The following is a 17,401-nucleotide window of genomic DNA, read 5'->3' on the forward strand; positions in this document are numbered from 1 at the left end:
CCATGGGCCCCTGGCAGGGCAAGGGTGGTCAAGCGTCGCGAAACACGGTCCATGGCGCCTGGCAGGCTACGGCGGATACCTGACTGCGGGCTTGACATATGCCAAGGGTACCGACCCGCCCCGATGCGGGGCCATCGGGTGGAACCGCCGTAGCGCGGGCGGGCGGGATCGTGCAAGGCGCCGGCCCGGCGCTGACCGCTGGTTACAGTGCCCGCATGGACCCCTGCCCCGCCGACGCCTCCGCCGCGCTGCCGCTGCTGCAGCGCATCGCCTCGCTCTACCCGGAGCTGCCCGTGCCGCCGCAGGCCGTTGCCGGCGAGGCGCCGTATGCGCTGCCGGCGCCGGTGGCGGTGCCCGCCGGCGTGGTGCTGTTCGAGGAGTCCTCGCCCTGCGGCGGCTTTCCGCTGGTGCTGCAGGGCGCGGTGCGCGTGGCGCGCGGCACGCCGGGCGGGCGCTCGATCGAGCTCTACCGCGTGGTGCCGGGCGAGATCTGCGTGGTGTCGGCGGCCTCGCTGTTCGGGCAGGCGCCCATGCCCGCGCACGGCATGACGGCCGCGCCCACGGAGCTGGTGCTGCTGTCGCCGCCGGTGTTCGAGGCCTGGACCGCGCACGCGCCCTTTCGCCGCCACGTGTTCGGGCTGTTCGCTGGGCGGCTGGCCGAGGTCATCAGCCTGGCCGAGGCGGTGGCCTTCCAGCGCCTGGACCAGCGTCTGGCCGCGGCGCTGCTGGGCCGCGGCGCGGTGCTGTGCACCACGCACCAGCGGCTCGCCGACGAGCTCGGCACCGTGCGCGAGATCGTCACGCGGTTGCTGCGCCGCTTCGAGCGCGCCGGCTGGCTGGCCCTGGGGCGCGAGCGCATCGAAGTGCTGGACGCCGCCGCGCTGCGCCGCGCCGCCCAGGGGCCGGCCGGCTGAGCCTCGGTGACCGCGGTCACAGACCGCGACCCTGCCGCGGCGCGACAGTGGCGCCGTCCGGCACGGGGCCGGGTCGCAGGAGAAAAAGCAATGAGGACGAATGAAGGTGGCGTGGACCGCGCGCTGCGCGCGGTGGCCGGCGTGGCCCTGCTGGGGCTGGCCGCCACGGGCGTGATCGGGAACTGGGGCTGGATCGGCGTGGTGCCGCTGGCCACCGCGGCCATCGGCTGGTGCCCGCTCTACACGATGCTGGGCATCAACACCTGCGGGCTCAAGCGCTGATCCAGGCCCGCCACCGCGACGCGCTTTGTGCGTCGCAGCAAAACGGGAACGTCGGTTGCCGCAGCGGGGGCCATGCAAGCCTTCCGAGGAGAACCGCGATGAGCATCGGCCTGACCGACCAAGCCCGATCCAAACTCTTGCCCGGCCTGGTGGCCGCCGCCGCCGTGCTCGGCGTCTCGGCCCTGGTCACGCGCGCCATGACGCGCAAGGCCGAGCGCGAGAACCCGCCGCGGGGCCACTTCGTGAGCGTGGACGGCGTGCGGCTGCACTACACGGTGCACGGCGCCCCCGACAACCCGCCCCTGGTGCTGCTGCACGGCAACGGCGCCTCGGCCACCGAGATGGAGATCAGCGGCCTGGTGGAGCTGGCGGCGCGGCATTTCCGTGTCTACGTCTTCGACCGCCCGGGCTACGGCCACAGCGAGCGCCCCACGCAGGGCCACCGCTACACGCCGCAGGCGCAGGCGCGGCTGTTCCTGCACGCGCTGCGCGAGCTGCAGGTGGAGCGGCCCATCGTGCTGGGCCACTCCTGGGGCTCGATGGTGGCCTTCGCCATGGGGCTGGCCGAACCCCAGGCGCTGCGCGCGCTGGTGCTGGCATCGGGCTACTACACGCCCAGCCTGCGGCTGGACGCGCCGCTGATGGGCATCGCCGCGCTGCCGGTGCTGGGGACGCTGATGCGCCACACCATCTCGCCGCTGTTGAGCCGCGCGATCTGGCCGCTGCTGACGCGGCGCATCTTCGCGCCCAGGCCCGTCACCGAGGCCTTCAAGCGCGACTATCCGACCTGGATGTCGCTGCGCCCGCACACGCTGCAGGCCAGCGCGGCGGAGGCGGGAATGATGATCTGGGAGGGCATCAAGCAGCGCCGCCACGAGCGCGAGCTGGCGGTGCCCACCGTCATCGTCGCCGGCGCGGCCGACCTGCTGGTGGTCACGCGCTGGCAGTCGCAGCGGCTGCACGCGCGGCTGCCGCAGAGCCGGCTGCGCCTGGTGCCCGGCGAAGGGCACATGGTCCACCACACCGCGACGCCGGCCGTGATGGAAGCCATCGCCGAGGCCTGGCACATGTCCGAGCCGCTGGTGACGACCTCCTCCTCGCTGGCCGAAGCGGCGCTGGCGCCGGTACAGCCGCTGCACCGGACGCGGGCGGCCTGAGGCCAGGCACCACCGCCGCGCCGCAAGGCCTCCGTGGCCGGGGCCAGCCCTGGCCTTGACCCGATGCCGGCCCGGGTGCACCGGGTAAATCCGTAACGGCAGCGGGACCACGCGCCGCGGCGCGGCCGGCGTGACCGCTAGAGTCGGGGGCCTTACCGTCCCTGCCGGCGACAACGTGGCGCCGGCACCCCTGCCCGGATGTTGCGCAGTTCTCTTCATCTCAGCAGCCGCCCCAGGCCTTGGCCGACCGGGTCCACGGACCGGTGGACCCGCGGCTCCAGGCCTTGTCACCCAGGACGCCGCCATGCCTGACGCCTCCACGCTGTTCGCCGGCGCGGGCCAGGCACGCGCCGAGTGCCGCGCCCTCGACTGGAGCCGCACCCCCCTGGGCCCGGTCGAGCACTGGCCCGCCGCGCTGCAGGCCATCGTCGGCGTGGCCATGGCCGCGCCGCTGGCCATGGCCGTGTCATGGGGCCCGTCGCTGGTGCACATCCACAACGACCGCTATCGCGAGCTCCTGGGCGCCGGACACGCCGGCGGGCAGGGACAGCCCGCGCAAGGCCTGCCGCCAGCCTGGGACATGCACGTGTCGGCCTGCGAGGCCGTGATGCGGCGGGGCGAGGCCGTCAGCCTGGAGAACCAGCGGCTGGCGCCGCGGCGCGACGGCGTGGCCGAGGAGCGGTTCCTGTCCTTCGCCTACAGCCCCATCCCCCTCGGCGGCACGCACGGCGCCGCGGTCGGCGGCGTGCTGGTGACGGTGACTGAAGCCCCCGGGCGCGACGCACGCGCGGCGCTACGGGCGCTACCCGATACCGACGTTACGGAACAGGCGCAGCGGCGGCACCAAGCCGAGGCCGCGCTGGACCACAACCTGGAGCGCTTCCGGCGGCTGGCGCAGGCGCTGGAGCGGCTGGCGGGCGCCGCCACGCGCGAGCAGCTGCTGCAGGTGCTGCTGGACTCCGCCCGCAGCCTCTCGGACGCCGACGGCGTCACGCTGGTGCTGCGCGACGAGGGCAAGTGCTGGTACGTCGGCGAAGACTCGCCGGCTGGAACGCTGTGGACCGGGCATCGCTTCCCGATGGAGTCCTGCGTCGCGGGCTGGGCCATGCTGCACCGGCAGACCGTGGTCATCCCCAACGTCTTCGAAGACCCACGCGTGCCGTGCAAGTGGTACGAGCCCACCTTCGTGCGCGGCATGGCGATGGTGCCGGTCGGCGAGGGTGAGCCGATCGCCACGCTGGGCGCCTACTGGGCGACGGTGCACGAGGCCAGCGCCGAGCAGCTGGCCGTACTGGAAGCCCTGGCGCGCGCCACCGGCGCGGCGCTGGCGCTGCGCGAGGCCGTGGAGCAGCGGCTCGACAGCGAGACCCGGCTGCGCGTGGCGCTGGACGTGGCGTGCATGGACGCCTTCGAGTACGAACCGGCCTCCGGGCAGGTACGGCGCAGCGGCAGCCTGTACCCGTTGCTCGGCCTCGGTCCGCGGGGGACGGCCGAGGAGTTCTTCGCGCTGCTGCACCCGGACGACCGCGCCGGGCTGCAGGCACGGCTGCAGTCCCTCACGCCCGCGCAGCCCGCCTACATCATCGAGTACCGGTGCCGCACGCCCGATGGGCGCTGGCGCTGGCTCGTGGACCACGCCCGCATGAGCTTCTCGGCCGAGGGCCAGCCGCTGCGACTCATCGGCGTGAACATGGACGTCACCGAGCGCAAGCGGGCCGAGGAAGAGCTCCACGCCCTCAACGCCACGCTGGAGCGGCGCGTGCGCGAGCGCACCGCCGAGCTGTCCGCCGCGCGCGACGCGGCCGACGCCGCCAGCCGCGCCAAGAGCGCCTTCCTGGCCAACATGAGCCACGAGATCCGCACGCCCATGAACGCCATCCTGGGCCTGACGCACCTGCTCGCGTCCGAGCAGCCCACGCCGCGCCAGGCCGAGCGGCTGGGCCACATCGAGGACGCGGCGCGGCACCTGCTGGGCGTGATCAACGACATCCTGGACCTCTCGCGCATCGAGGCCGGCAAGCTGCAGCTGGAGGAACGCGACTTCGAGCTGCCCGCGCTGCTGGAGCAGGTGCGCTCCATCGTCAACGGCGCCGCCGCGGCCAAGGGGCTGCGCGTGGAGATCGATGCCGGCGCGGTGCCGCCGGCGCTGCGCGGCGACGAGACGCGCGTACGCCAGGCGCTGCTGAACTACGCGGGCAATGCCGTGAAGTTCACCGCCACCGGCCACGTCGTGCTGCGCGCGCGGCTGCTGCGCGAGCACGGGGACGAGTTGCTGCTGCGCTTCGAGGTCGAGGACAGCGGCGCGGGCATCGACCCGCGGCAGCTGCCGCGGCTGTTCGAGGCCTTCGAGCAGGCGGACAGCTCCACCACGCGCGAGCACGGCGGCACGGGCCTGGGGCTGGCGATCACGCGGCGCCTGGCCGAGCTGATGGGCGGCAGCGCGGGAGCGGAGGCCCTGCCCAGCGGCAGCCTGTTCTGGTTCACGGCCCGGCTCGGGCGGGGCTGGCGCCCGCAGGCGCAGGCCGCCGCGCCCGAGCGGGCCGACGCCGAGCTGCGCCGGCGCCACGCCGGCACGCGGCTGCTGGTGGCGGAGGACAACCTCATCAACCGCGAGGTGGCGCGGGCCCTGCTGCGGGCGGTGGACCTGGAAGTGGACTTCGCCGAGGACGGCCACGCCGCCGTCGAGATGGCCCGGCGCCGGGACCACGCCCTGGTGCTGATGGACATGCACATGCCCGGCCTGGACGGGCTGCAGGCCACGCGGGTGCTGCGCGAAGAGCCGGCGCTGCGCACGCTGCCCATCCTGGCCATGACGGCCAACGCCTTCGACGAGGACCGCGCCGCCTGCCTGGCCGCGGGCATGGACGACTTCGTCTCCAAGCCGGTGGAGCCCCAAGCGCTGTACGCCACGCTGTTGAAGTGGCTGGACCACGGGGCAGCCGCCTCCCGGTGAGGCCGGCCGGCGCATGCCTCTCCCGGAATACCCCGGCCCCTACCACGCCTTGCCACGAAAAAAGAAGCGCTCCGGTCTTTGGGTAACGAAGGGCATCCCGGCTCAATTCAGGCCCACTTTCATATCCTGAAAACTCCCCGGATCTTGAGATATTCGAGACCCGGGAATAAAAGCAGGTTACTTACCGTGCGAATCAAGCTTCACACGAAGCCACAAGGCCCCTTGAATCGGGGGGTGTTGAATATTTTGGTTAATGCGCATGGTGCGCTCCGGGTATCGCCTTGAAAAAGGTGACCGGTATTTTTTTCCTATATGGAGCCACAGCCCATGATGCACGCCAAACCCTGTCATAAACCCATGGCGGCATTTCCACGCCATGCGCTGTCGATACTTTCTCTGTGCGCGCTGGCGGCCTGCGGCGGCGGCCAGGGCAACTCCGCGTCCACCGGCGCCGGTGGGTCGGCCGTGGCGTCGCGGCCCATGTCCGCGGACGTGGACACCGGCGAGGACGACCACGAGGCGCCGGTGGACTTCGGTGCCGGCCCCGTGGGCGCGGCCGGCCCCGTCACCGAGACGCTGAAGCAGCTCAGCGCCGCCGGCGCGCTGGCGGACGTCAACAAGCCCGTGCTGCCGGCGCCCGCGGCCTACACCGCCGGGGTGTTCGGCCCGGCCTTCGCCTGGCCGGTGATGCCCATCCACATGGTGCTGCTGCCCGATGGCCGGGTGCTGGCCTACGGCACCGATGACAAGGGCGTGCAGGGCGCCGCGCTGCACTACGCCGTCTGGGACCCGAGCTGGGACCCGGCCGTGCCGGGGGCGGACATCTCGCCGTTCCAGTTGCTGCCCAACGTCACCGGGACGGACATCTTCTGCGGCACGCAGTTGGTACTGCCCTCTTCGGGCGAAGTGCTGCTGGCCGGCGGCGACCGCCCGGTCAACGGCAAGCGCAACTACGCCGTGGCGGACGTGAACTTCTTCAACCCGGCCGACAACTCGATGCGCCGCGACGCCGTGCCGATGAACTACCGCCGCTGGTACGGCACGGCCGTGACCACGGCGACGGGCGAGGTGGTGGTGATGGGCGGCCGGGACGACCGAGACTTTCCCGGCGTCGGCCTTTTCCCACCCACCGCCGCGACCTATTCCGCGACGCCGGAAATCTTCACGCCGGGCCTGGGCTGGCGCAGCCTCACCACGGCTCATAGCAACGAGGCCTTCGGCGAGATTCGCGGCAACTGGTGGTATCCGGAATCGTGGCTGGCGCCGGACGGACGCATATGGACCATCACCAACGACGGCTATTTCTACGCCCTCGACCCCGCCGGCACCGGCACCCTGACCAAATTCGACGCCAAACTCCAGGGCACGAACTGGAACACCCTTTCGTTGATGTACGCGCCGGGAAAGATTCTTTCCGTGCGCAACACCACTTCGGTGGCGCTGGTGGATATCCAGAGTGGATTGCCGGTTATCACGCCCGCGGCGCCGCTGAGCACGGCGCGCAAATGGGGTTTCGGCACGGTGCTGGCGGACGGCACGGTGTGGGTCAACGGCGGCTCGGTGGATGCGAACACCCTGGCGGACGCGGTGTACACGAGCGAGTTGTTCGACCCGGCCACCGGGCAATGGACGCCGACCGCCTCGGCGACGAAGGCGCGCATGTACCACAGCAGCTCGCTGCTGCTGCCCAGCGGCGCGGTGCTCACCGGCGGCGGCGGCTCGCCGGGGCCGGTGCGCAACCTCAACGCCGAGCTGTATTACCCGTCCTACCTGTTCAACCCGGATGGCAGCGAGGCTACGCGGCCGGTGATCGGTGACGTCGCGCCCGCGGCCTTCGCCTGGTCCAGCGCCTTCACGGTGGCGCTGGCCAGCCCCGCGACCATCGAACGGGTGATGCTGGTGCGCACGGGCTCCTCGACGCACTCCTTCAACAACGAGCAGCGTGCCCTGGCGCTGCCCTTCACGCAGCTGGACGGCCAGACGCTCTCCGTCACCGCCCCGGCCAGCGCCACCGAGATGCCGCCGGGCTACTACATGCTGTTCGTGCTGCAGCGCAATGCGCTGGCGCCGGAAGGGCAGGCGCGGCTGGTGCCGTCGGTGGCGCGGATCGTGAAGCTCGGTTGAGCGGCGCCCGGCGGCCGTGTCGCAGGCCGCCGGCCCGGCCCTCGGCTCCAGCGCTCACTTCGGCTGCGGCACCACGCGCAGGTACGGCTTGGGCGCTTTCCAGCCGTCGGGGAACAGTTTCTTGGCGTCGTCGTCGCTGACCGAGCCGGCGATGATCACGTCCTCGCCCTGCTTCCAGTTCACCGGCGTGGCGACCTTGTGCTTCGCGGTGAGCTGGATCGAGTCCAGCACGCGCAGGATCTCGTCGAAGTTGCGCCCGCTGGTCATTGGGTACGTCATCATCATCTTGATGCGCTTGTCCGGGCCGATGATGAACACCGAGCGCACCGTGGCGTTGGTGGCCGCGGTGCGGCCCTCGGAGGTGCCGGGCTCCTCGGCCGGCAGCATGTTGTAGAGCTTGGCGACGTTGAGGTCGGTGTCGCCGATCATCGGGTACTTCGGGCGGTGGCCCTGCGTTTCCTCGATGTCGTTGCACCAGCGATCGTGAGCGTCCACGGGGTCGATGGACAGGCCGATGAGCTTGGCGCCGCGGCGGGTGAACTCGGGCTCGATCTTGGCCATGTAGCCCAGCTCGGTGGTGCACACCGGCGTGAAGTCCTTGGGGTGCGAGAACAGGATCGCCCAGTCGTTGCCGATCCACTCGTGGAAGCGGATCGGCCCCTGCGTGGTCTGGGCCGTGAAGTCCGGGGCGATGTCGTTGATGCGCAAGCTCATGACGGGCCTCCTCTGGCAATGGACCGGAACCGGAAATTGTTCCGCTCCAGCCCCCGCATGCCAAGCATGCGCCGGTGAACATCCGCAACCACGCCCGCCACCGGCCACGGCGCGCTTTGCACTGTTGAAATGGTCTTTGGTGCTGGAGCCCAATCGCGCTGTGGTTGTCAGCGGCAAGGGACTGAAATGGCGCTGGAGCTGGACGGGGCACTGCGGGAACGCCTGCGCCACTGGGCGCAGCAGGGTTATCCGTGGGAATGCTGCGGGCTGCTGCTGGGCCGCGGCGCCGAGGGCGTGGTGCGTGTGGTTGAGGTGACATCGGCGCGCAACCTCAACACCGAGCGCGCGCAGGACCGCTTCGAGCTCGACCCGCAGGACTTCCTGCGCGCCGACACCCTGGCGCGCGAGCGCGGCCTGGAGATCGTGGGCGTGTGGCACACGCACCCGGACCACCCGGCCGTGCCCTCGGCCACCGACCTCGAAAGCGCCTGGGAGGGCTGGTCGTACCTCATCCTGTCCGTGGCTGCGCAGGGCGTGCAAGCGATGCGCTCGTGGCGGCTGGCGGGGCGGGAGTTCGTTGAGGAGCACGTCTCATGAGCACCGTTCATGTCCGCATCCCGATGCCGCTGCGCGGCTGCACCGGCGGCGCCGACGAGGTCGAAGTGCAGGCCGCCACCGTGGGCGAGGCGCTGCACGCGCTGGTCGGCCGGCACGCGAGCCTGTCGCCGCGGCTGCTGTCCCCCGAGGGCACGCTGCGGCCCTTCGTCAACGTCTTCGTCGGCGATCGCGACGTGCGCGCGCTGCGCGGGCTGGACACGCCGCTGTCCGAAGGCGACGTGCTGGCCGTGATTCCCGCGGTGGCCGGCGGCAGCGCCCAGGAGGTGCTGGCCGAGCTCAAGGCGCGCATCCCGGAGATCGCGCCGCGCGAGGCGCTGGCGCAGCAGGCGCGCGGCGCGCTGCTCGTGGACGTGCGTGAGCCCGACGAGATCGCGCAGGGCACGGCGCCCGGCGCGCTGCGGCTGGGGCGCAGCTTCCTGGAGCTGCGCATCGAGCGCGCGGCGCCGGACCCGCGCCAGCCGCTGATCCTCATGTGCGGCAGCGGCGCCCGCTCGCTGTTCGCCGCGGCCGACCTCGCGCGCCTAGGCTACGCGAGCGTGTGCTCGCTGGCGGGCGGCTTCACGCGCTGGAAGGGTGAAGGTTTACCCGTGGAGGTGCCGCCGACGCTGGACGCGGCGGCGCGCGAGCGCTACTCGCGCCACCTGCTCATGCCCGAGGTCGGCGAAGCCGGGCAGGTGAAGCTGCAGGCGTCGAAGGTGCTGCTGGTAGGCGCCGGCGGCCTGGGCTCTCCGGCGGCCTACTACCTGGCCGCGGCCGGCGTGGGCACGCTGGGCATCGTGGACCACGACGTGGTGGACCGCAGCAACCTGCAGCGCCAGATCCTGCACAACGACGCGCGCGTGGGCACGTCCAAGGTCGCCTCGGCGCGGCAGACGCTGGAGGCGCTGAACCCGACGGTCAAGGTCGTGGGCCACGAGGAGCACCTGAGCAGCGCCAACGTCGAGCGCATCTTCGGCGGCTACCAGCTGGTGGTGGACGGCTGCGACAACTTCGCCACCCGTTACCTGGTCAACGACGCCTGCGTCAGGCTGAAGCTGCCCAACGTGCACGGCTCGGTGTACCGCTTCGAGGGACAGGTGAGCGTGTTCTGGCCGGCGCGGCCGCAACGGCCCGGACCCTGCTACCGCTGCCTCTACCCCGAGCCGCCGCCGCCGGAGTACGCGCCCTCGTGCGCCGAGGCCGGTGTGCTGGGCGTGCTGCCGGGTGTGATCGGGCTGCTGCAGGCCACCGAGGCGCTGAAGATCCTGCTGGGCGTGGGCGAGCCGCTGGTGGGGCGGCTGCTGTACTTCGACGCGCTGCGCGCGAGCTTCTCCACGCTGCAGCTGCAGCGCGACCCGGACTGCCGCTACTGCGGCGAGGGCCGCGCCTTCCCGGGCTACGTGGACTACGAGCGCTTCTGCGCCAGCGCCGCCGCATGAACGCCCCATCGCAACGGCCCGCCGCACAGGCGCTGCTGGCGCGCGTGGGCCACACGCCGCTGGTGGAACTGCGGCTGCCGGCGCTGGCGCGCAGCGGGACGCGGCTGTTCGCCAAGCTGGAGAGCGTGAACCCCGGCGGCTCGGTGAAGGACCGGCCCGTGGCACGCATGCTGGTGCAGGCGCTGGACGCCGGCCGCTTCGAGGGCGGGCGCCGGCTGCTCGACTCCTCCTCGGGCAATGCCGGCATCTCCTACGCGATGCTGGGCGCGGCGCTGGGCATCCCGGTGACGATCGTGGTGCCCGGCAACGCGAGCCGGGAGCGGCTGGACCGCATCGCCGCGCACGGCGCCGAGCTGATCGTCACCGACCCGATCGAAGGCTACGACTTCGCGCTGCGCGAGGCGCGGCGCCTGGCGGCGGCGCAGCCCGAGCGCTACTGGCACTGCGACCAGTACGGCAACGCGGACAACTGGCGCGCGCATTACGAGGGCACGGGCGGCGAGATCCTGGAGCAGGTGCATGCGCTCACCGGCGGCGCGCCCGACGCCTTCGTGGCCGGCGTGGGCACCGGGGGCACGCTGACCGGCGTCGGGCGGCGGCTGCGCGAGGCGAACCCGGGCGTGCACCTTGCGGCCGTCATCCCGGAGATCTTTCCGGGCATCGAGGGGCTCAAGCCGCTGGGCCACCCGGGCGACATCGTGCCCGCGATCCTGGACGAGTCGTTGATCAATGAACGACTGCCGGTGGCGCTGGAGGACGCCGTGGCGACATGCCGCGAACTGGCGCGGCAGGGGCTGTTCGTGGGGCCGTCCTCCGGCGCCTTCGTGCATGGGGCGCTGGCGTTGGCTGCGCGCGGGAGTTGGCGGACGGTCGTGACGGTGCTGTCGGATACGGGGGAGCGGTATACGTCTACGGGGATGTGGGAGAGGGACGGATAGCGGCGCTGGCGCCGCCACCGATCCGCCTCAGTGACCGTGGTGCCCCGCAAACGGCTCGAACCGCGCCTGCGCCGCCGGCTGCCCGCCCACGCTCAAGGACACGATCGCCTTCATCCCGGGCTGCGGCACGTAGGCGCCGCTGCCCTTGAGCACGTTCTCGCCCGCGGGCTGCAACGCGATGGTGGTCTTCTGGCCGCCCGACAGCAGCGTGATGCTGCCGCTGGCGCCCTGCGTCGGCACCTTCGCACCGGCGTGGTCCGTGACGTACACGGCCACCGGCAGCGCGTCGCCCTTGGCGCCCGGCGCGGCCACGACCAGCTCGTAGTGGTGGATGCCCGCAGCGCGCAACTGCCCGCCGTTGGGCGCCTTCACCTTGTCCAGCGTGGCGTCGTCGTGCGCCAGGGCGGCACCGCCAACGCTCAGCATCAGGGCGGCGATCAGGGCATGGATGGTTCTCATGGGGTTCTCCTTTCAGGGTTGGGAACAAGAAACGGTTGCGTTCAGAAGCTCTGGGTGGCCCGGGTTTCGAGCAGGCGCCTGGTGGGGCCTTCTCCCCAGCGCCGGTACATGAGCGGCGTGAGCAGCGTGTCCAGCAGCGTGGAGCTCACCAGGCCGCCGAAGATCACGACGGCCACCGGGTGCAACACCTCCTTGCCCGGCGCGTCGGCGGCCAGCAGCAGAGGGGTCAGGGCGAAAGCGGCCACCAGCGCCGTCATCAGCACCGGCGTCAGCCGCTCCAGCGAGCCGCGCACGACCATCGCGTCGCCGAAGCGCTCGCCTTCGAAGGCGCACAGGTTGACGTAGTGGCTGATCTTCAGGATGCCGTTGCGCGTGGCGATGCCCGTGAGCGTGATGAAGCCCACCAGCGCCGCCACCGACAGCGGCTGCCCCGACAGCCACAGCGCCACCACGCTGCCCACCAGCGCCAGCGGGATGTTGCCCATCACGATCAGCGCCAGCACGGTGGAGCGGTAGCGCGCGTAGAGCACGCCGAACACCAGCGCGAGCGAGACGCCCGCCAGCAGCGCAATGAGCCGTGAGGCCTCCTCCTGCGCCTGGAACTGCCCTTCCAGCGCCGTGAAGTAGCCCGCCGGCAGCGGCGTGGCCGCCACCGCGGCGCGGATGTCCGCCACCACGGCGGAGAGCTCGCGCCCGGCCGCGTTGGCCGAGATCACGATGCGCCGGCGCGCGTTCTCGCGCCCGATCTGGTTCGGGCCCTCGCCCTCCTCCACCTGCGCCAGCGCCGACAGCGGCACATGCCCGCCGGGCGTCTCGATCAGCAGCGCGCGCAGCGCCTGCGGCGCGCGCATGTCCTCCGGCAGCCGCACCAGCAGGTCGATGCGCCGCGGCCCTTCCACCAGCTGCGCGATGCGCTCGCCCTCGATCAGTTGTTCCAGGCCGCGCAGCACCGCGCCGGGCGCCACGCCGTGGCGCGCCGCGGCGTCGTAGTCCAGCCGGATCTTCAGTTGCGGAATCAACACCTGCTTCTCGACCTGCAGGTCGGCCACGCCGGGGATGGCGGCCAAGCGTCCGCGCAGACCTTCGGCCAGGCCGCGCAGCGTGTCCAGGTCGTCGCCGTAGACCTTGAGCGCGATCTGCGCCCGCACGCCGGAGAGCAGGTGGTCCAGCCGGTGCGAGATCGGCTGCCCGACGCTCACCGAGGCCGGCAGCACCGCCAGCCGCGCGCGCAGCTCCTGCACCACCGCCTCGCGCGGACGCTGCGAGGTGTGCAGGTCCACGTCCATCTCGGTGTAGTGCACGCCCTCGGCATGCTCGTCCAGCTCGGCGCGGCCGGTGCGCCGGCCCACGCGCACCACCTCCGGCACCTGCAGCGCCAGCTGCTCGGCCAGCGTGCCGATGCGGTTCGACGCCTCCAGCGAGGTGCCGGGGTTGAGCAGCACGTTGACGGTCAGCGTGCCCTCGTTGAAGGGCGGCAGGAAACTGCGCGGAAACTGCGCCGCCGCGACGGCCGCCAGCCCCACCGCCAGCGCCGCGCCGGCCAGCAGCAACTGGTCGTGCCTGAAGGACCAGGCCAGCAGCCGCGTATCCCAGGCCTTGAGCTTGCGAACCAGCGGGGTGTCGCCATGGTGCAGCCGCTTCATGCGCGGCAGCAGGTAAAAACACAGCGCGGGCGTGACGGTGGTCGCCACCAGCATCGAGGCCAGGATCGAGACGATGTAGGCCACGCCCAGCGGCGTGAACAGCCGGCCCTCGATGCCCGGCAGCGCGAACAGCGGGATGAACACCAGCACCACGATGGCGGTGGCGACAACCACGCCGGAGCGCACTTCCTTCGATGCGTCCGCCACCACCTCCAGCACCGGCCGCGGCTGCGCCAGCGCGCGGTTCTCGCGCAGGCGGCGCAGCACGTTCTCCACGTCCACCACCGCGTCATCGACCAGCTCGCCGATGGCGATGGCCAGGCCGCCGAGCGTCATCGTGTTGATGGACAGGTTGAGCCAGTGGAACACCACCGCCGTGATCAGCAAGGACAGCGGTATCGCGGTGAGCGAGATCAGCGTGGTGCGCACGTTGAGCAGGAAGGCGAACAGCACGATCGCCACCATCAGCGCGCCGTCGCGCAGCGCCTCGGCCACGTTGCCGATGGAGCGCTCGATGAAATCCGCCTGCCGGAACAGGAACTCCGGCGCCGCCATGCCCGCCGGGCGGCTGCGGCCCAGCTCGTCCATCGCGGCTTCCACCGCGCGCGTGAGCCGCACGCTGTCGGCATCGGGTTGCTTCTGCACCGACAGGATCACGGCCGGCTTGGCCCCGTAGCTGCCGTCGCCGCGCTTGACCGCCGGCGCCACCTGCACCTCGGCGAGCTGGCGCAGCAGCACGGGCTGGCCGCCCTTGACCGCGACGACCAGGTTGCGCAGCGCCTCCACGTCGGTGCTGCGGCCGATCTGGCGAATCAGCAGCTCGCGCCCCTGCGCCTCCAGGAAGCCGCCGCTGGTGTTGGCGCCGAAGTCGCGCAGCGCGCGGTCCAGCTCTTCGCGCGCCACGCCCAGCGCGCGCAGCTGCGCCGGGTCGGGCTCGACGCGGAACTGCCGCACCTGCCCGCCGATGCTCACCACCTGCGCCACGCCCGGCAGTGTCAGCAGCCGCGGGCGCACCACGGTATCGGCGTAGTCGCGCACCGCCATCGGGCTGATCCGCGCGGGGTTGGCCGGCAACGCCAGCAGCAGCACCTCACCCATGATCGAGGCGATGGGCCCCAGCTGCGGCACCACGCCCGGCGGCAGCTGCTCGCGCACCAGGTTCAGCCGCTCATTGACCAGCTGGCGGTTGCGGTGGATGTCGCTGCCCCACTCGAACTCCACGTACACCACCGAGAGGCCGATGCCCGAGGTCGAGCGCACGCGCGTGACACCCGGCATGCCGTTCATGCTGGCTTCGACGGGGAAGGTGACCAGCTGCTCCACCTCCTCCGGCGCCATGCCGCCGGCCTCGGTCATGAGCGTGACGGTGGGTTTGTCCAGCGCGGGGAACACGTCCACCGGCATGCGCTGCAGGCTCAGCAGGCCGTAGGCCACCAGCAGCAGCGCCGCGCCCAGCACGAACAGGCGCTGGCGCAGGCTGAAGTTGATGAGGCGATCGAACATCGATACGGCCCTTTCAGCGCACCTGCGACAGCAGCGCGGCGCCGGAAGTGACGACGCGCTCGCCCGGCTTCAGGCCCTCGCGCACGGCCACGCTGTCCGCGCCCAGCGGTTCACCGCGCACGCGGCGCGGCTCGAAGCGCTCGGGGTCGGCATGCACCCAGACGATGCTTTCGCCGGCGCCGTTGCGCGTGACGGCGCTGCCGGGCAGCGCCGCGCCGGGCGCCTCGCCGCGCGTGCGCACGGTGAGCTTCACCGGCTGGCCCACGGCCAGCGACGCGGCGCCTTCCAGCACGCGAAAGCGCATGGGCAACGCCTGCTCGCGCAGCAGCCGGCCGGCACCGGCGGGCTGGAGTTTCAGCGTCGTGCCACCGGCCTGGCCCTCGGCGGACACCACCTTGGCGGGCAGGCTCAGGTCGTAGGCCGGCGCCTCCACCGCCAGCCGGGTGGGATCGACCACTTCGAACAGCAGCGCCTTGGCGTCCACCACCTCGCCGGCAACCACCTCGACGGCGCTGAGCACGCCGTCCACGGGCGCGGCGAGGGGTTGCGGCGCGTCCAGGCTGGCGGCCAGCGCGGCCTGGCGCTGTTTCAGCGCCCGCAGCTCGACGCGCGCGGATTCCATCTCCTTGGCCGGGACGGAGCCTTCGAGCTGCTCCAGGCGCGCGATGCGGCGCTCGGCCAGCGCCACCTGGGCGCCCAGCTCGGCCTGCTGCGCCAGGCGGTCGCCACGCTCCAGCGAGCTGGTGGCGGGTTTCAGCCAGGCGATGACCTCGCCCTTGCGCACCTTCTGGCCCAGCACCGGGAAGGCCTTGCCCGCGGGCACGACCGTGCCCGGCTGCGTGGCCTGGATGCGCCCGCCGCTGCCGGGCTCGACCACGACGCGGCCGTTGAGCTCCACGCCCGCGCTCAGCGGCGCGATGGCCACGGGCTGCGTGCGCACGGCCAGCAGGCGCTGTACGTGCTTGGGCATGAACAGCGAGCCGTCGGGCAGGCGCGCGGAGGCCTCCAGGCTGGCGGCGCCGGCCGGAGCGGCGCCGTCGGGGCGGGCGGCGGACGGGCCGGCGGCGGGAACTGCGGTCTCGGGTTGATCGTGGGAGTGGTCCTCGCCGCCGTGGGCGTGGGCGAGGGGGAGCGCGGTGGCGAGGGCCAGGAACAGGGTGATGAAGGAAAGGCGAGGCGTTATTGCAGGGCGAAGCACGGCTGGCAGCCCTTCTATTCCGTCATTCCCGCGAAGGCGGGAATCCAGGCGGCCCCACATCAGCCCGAAGCCTAGGTGCGGCGAACCAAACCCCAAGCCCCGGCGTTCAACCCGATCTGCTTGCGGCGGCTTGGGGGCCGCCTGGATTCCCGCCTTCGCGGGAATGACGAAGTAATTGGCGAGGCAACTCAGCTCTCGGCCAACGTTCAGCCACTGTCCCTGGACAGCAGTCCGCCCTCGCGGGCATGACGGAACAGTGGGTGCAGCACCTCGGCTGACGGGATACGAGAGAACGCCATTGCCCCGTACAGAGCGGGCCTCTTGTCGATTCATAGCCATCGCTTCCTCCTCACCGCCGCGCCGGCAAGGCACGCCGACGCCGCAGCGCCGACACCCCCGCCATCGCCACCGCCATACCCACCGCCCCGAGCGCCATCCAGCCCACCGGCCCGGCCCACGCGGCACGCGGCGAGGTTTCTCCCGCAACCACGGCAGCGCCCTGGCCAGCGCCCTCCGCCCGCGCCACCACCAGCGGCGCACCCAGCAGGTCCATGTCGCTGCCCGCCTGCACCGTGAAGGTCAGCGGATGCGAACCCGGCGCCGGAGCCTGATCCAGCTTCAGCTCGTACACGCCGGGCGAGACCTCGGCCGCCTGGCCGTTGGCGCCAGCGCCTTCCACCTCCACCACGGCGCCTTCCACCGGCGCGTTGGTGGGCGTGGCATCGAGCCACAGCAGCAGCCGGCCGCCGGGCTCCAGCACGCCGACCAGCTCGAACAGCTCCGAGTGCGCCGTGACGCGCGGCAGCAGCGGCCGGGCATTGACCACCGCCGGCGGGCCGTGATCCTCCCCTTCATGGGCGCGAACGGCTTCGGTCCACAGGCCCAGCAGCAGGGCCAGGGCAAAGACGAGATATCGGTTCATGGCAGCACTCCAAGGGCTTGCCGCAGGCGCGAGACGGCCGCGTGGCGCGCCACCTCCAGCCGGCGCTGGTCCGCCTGCGCGTCGAAGGCGGCGGCGCGAGCGCGCAGCAACGTGGGCAGGTCGCTCTCGCCCAAAGAAAAGGATTTATTCGTCAGCGCCAGCGTGTCGGCCGTGAGCGCGGCGCGACGCGCGGCCAGCGCGGCCTTGGCCTGCACCGTGTCGCGCTCGCGCTGCGCGGCGTCGATCTCCAGATCCAGTTGCGCCTGCAACTTCACCTCGCCCGCCTGGGCTTCGAGCAGCTCGGCGCGCACTTCGGCGCTGTCGCGCAGCCGCCTCGGCGCGGAGGACAGCGGCAGCGTCAGCCGCAGGCCGACGGCGTTGGCGTAGGTTTCGCTTGCATCGCCCCGCTCCCGCACCAGCCGCAGCGCGACCTCGGGCGTCTCGCGCGTGCTGCGCTCCACGAGTTGCAGCCGCGCCTGCGCCAGCCGCACCGCGGCGGCGGCAGCCGCCAAGCGCGGGTGCGTGGCCGGGCGCTCCTCCACGGCGACGGGCCCTTCG

The 17,401-nt window shown here is 72.2% G+C and carries 14 protein-coding genes; 8 read left to right on the top strand and 6 right to left on the bottom strand.

Annotation, left to right across the window (positions count from 1 at the left end; all coding sequences use genetic code 11):
- Positions 1–215: 215 nt before the first annotated feature.
- The 5 genes from Q0741_RS02975 (at position 216) to Q0741_RS02995 (ending at position 7,430) form a co-directional block, all read left to right on the top strand.
- Complete coding sequence (locus Q0741_RS02975) at positions 216–914, top strand: Crp/Fnr family transcriptional regulator (RefSeq protein WP_298231708.1); 699 nt, start codon at positions 216–218, stop codon at positions 912–914.
- Positions 915–1,004: 90 nt separating this feature from the next.
- A complete protein-coding gene (locus Q0741_RS02980) occupies positions 1,005–1,196 on the top strand; it encodes a DUF2892 domain-containing protein (protein ID WP_298231709.1) in 192 nt (63 codons plus the stop codon).
- A gap of 98 nt (positions 1,197–1,294) precedes the next feature.
- Complete coding sequence (locus Q0741_RS02985; RefSeq protein WP_298231710.1) at positions 1,295–2,353, top strand: alpha/beta hydrolase; 1,059 nt, start codon at positions 1,295–1,297, stop codon at positions 2,351–2,353.
- 304 nt (positions 2,354–2,657) lie between these two features.
- Positions 2,658–5,306 (top strand): response regulator, encoded by a 2,649-nt coding sequence (locus Q0741_RS02990; protein WP_298231711.1) that lies wholly within the window; start codon positions 2,658–2,660, stop codon positions 5,304–5,306.
- Positions 5,307–5,633: 327 nt separating this feature from the next.
- The gene (locus tag Q0741_RS02995; RefSeq protein WP_298231712.1) at positions 5,634–7,430 is read left to right on the top strand and encodes a galactose oxidase-like domain-containing protein; all 1,797 of its coding nucleotides are present in this window, start codon (positions 5,634–5,636) and stop codon (positions 7,428–7,430) included.
- 54 nt (positions 7,431–7,484) lie between these two features.
- Here Q0741_RS02995 and Q0741_RS03000 read toward each other — a convergent pair whose 3' ends face one another.
- The gene (locus Q0741_RS03000) at positions 7,485–8,144 is read right to left on the bottom strand and encodes a peroxiredoxin (RefSeq protein ID WP_298231713.1); all 660 of its coding nucleotides are present in this window, start codon (positions 8,142–8,144) and stop codon (positions 7,485–7,487) included.
- Between the two features lie 186 nt (positions 8,145–8,330).
- On the opposite strand from Q0741_RS03000, the gene Q0741_RS03005 reads away from it, so the two are divergent.
- The 3 genes from Q0741_RS03005 to Q0741_RS03015 are packed head-to-tail and all read left to right on the top strand — an operon-like array spanning position 8,331 to position 11,118.
- Complete coding sequence (locus tag Q0741_RS03005) at positions 8,331–8,741, top strand: M67 family metallopeptidase (RefSeq protein WP_298231714.1); 411 nt, start codon at positions 8,331–8,333, stop codon at positions 8,739–8,741.
- Positions 8,738–10,180, top strand: a complete 1,443-nt coding sequence (moeB, locus tag Q0741_RS03010; protein ID WP_298231715.1) for a molybdopterin-synthase adenylyltransferase MoeB — start codon at positions 8,738–8,740, stop codon at positions 10,178–10,180. The genes Q0741_RS03005 and moeB overlap by 4 nt, the downstream gene beginning before the upstream one ends.
- Positions 10,177–11,118 carry a PLP-dependent cysteine synthase family protein gene (locus tag Q0741_RS03015; protein WP_298231716.1) on the top strand — a complete coding sequence of 314 codons (942 nt, stop codon included), beginning with the start codon at positions 10,177–10,179 and terminating at the stop codon, positions 11,116–11,118. Before moeB ends, Q0741_RS03015 begins: the two co-directional genes overlap by 4 nt.
- Positions 11,119–11,145: 27 nt before the next feature.
- Here the strand turns inward: Q0741_RS03015 and Q0741_RS03020 are convergent, their stop codons facing one another.
- From Q0741_RS03020 to Q0741_RS03040, 5 genes are all read right to left on the bottom strand, one after another.
- Positions 11,146–11,577: a hypothetical protein gene (locus tag Q0741_RS03020; RefSeq protein WP_298231717.1), complete on the bottom strand. Its 432-nt coding sequence runs from the start codon at positions 11,575–11,577 to the stop codon at positions 11,146–11,148.
- Between the two features lie 41 nt (positions 11,578–11,618).
- Positions 11,619–14,723, bottom strand: coding sequence for an efflux RND transporter permease subunit (locus Q0741_RS03025; RefSeq protein WP_298231718.1), 3,105 nt, complete (start codon positions 14,721–14,723; stop codon positions 11,619–11,621).
- 13 nt (positions 14,724–14,736) lie between these two features.
- On the bottom strand, positions 14,737–15,921 hold the full coding sequence (locus Q0741_RS03030) for an HlyD family efflux transporter periplasmic adaptor subunit (RefSeq protein WP_298231719.1): 1,185 nt from the start codon (positions 15,919–15,921) through the stop codon (positions 14,737–14,739).
- A gap of 349 nt (positions 15,922–16,270) precedes the next feature.
- Positions 16,271–16,843, bottom strand: a complete 573-nt coding sequence (locus tag Q0741_RS03035; protein WP_298231720.1) for a hypothetical protein — start codon at positions 16,841–16,843, stop codon at positions 16,271–16,273.
- On the bottom strand, positions 16,840–17,401 hold a 562-nt coding region (locus Q0741_RS03040; protein WP_298231721.1), incomplete at its 5' end, for a TolC family protein. The genes Q0741_RS03040 and Q0741_RS03035, both read right to left, overlap by 4 nt.

This window comes from uncultured Azohydromonas sp. (assembly GCF_937926365.1).
GTDB lineage: Bacteria > Pseudomonadota > Gammaproteobacteria > Burkholderiales > Burkholderiaceae_C > Azohydromonas.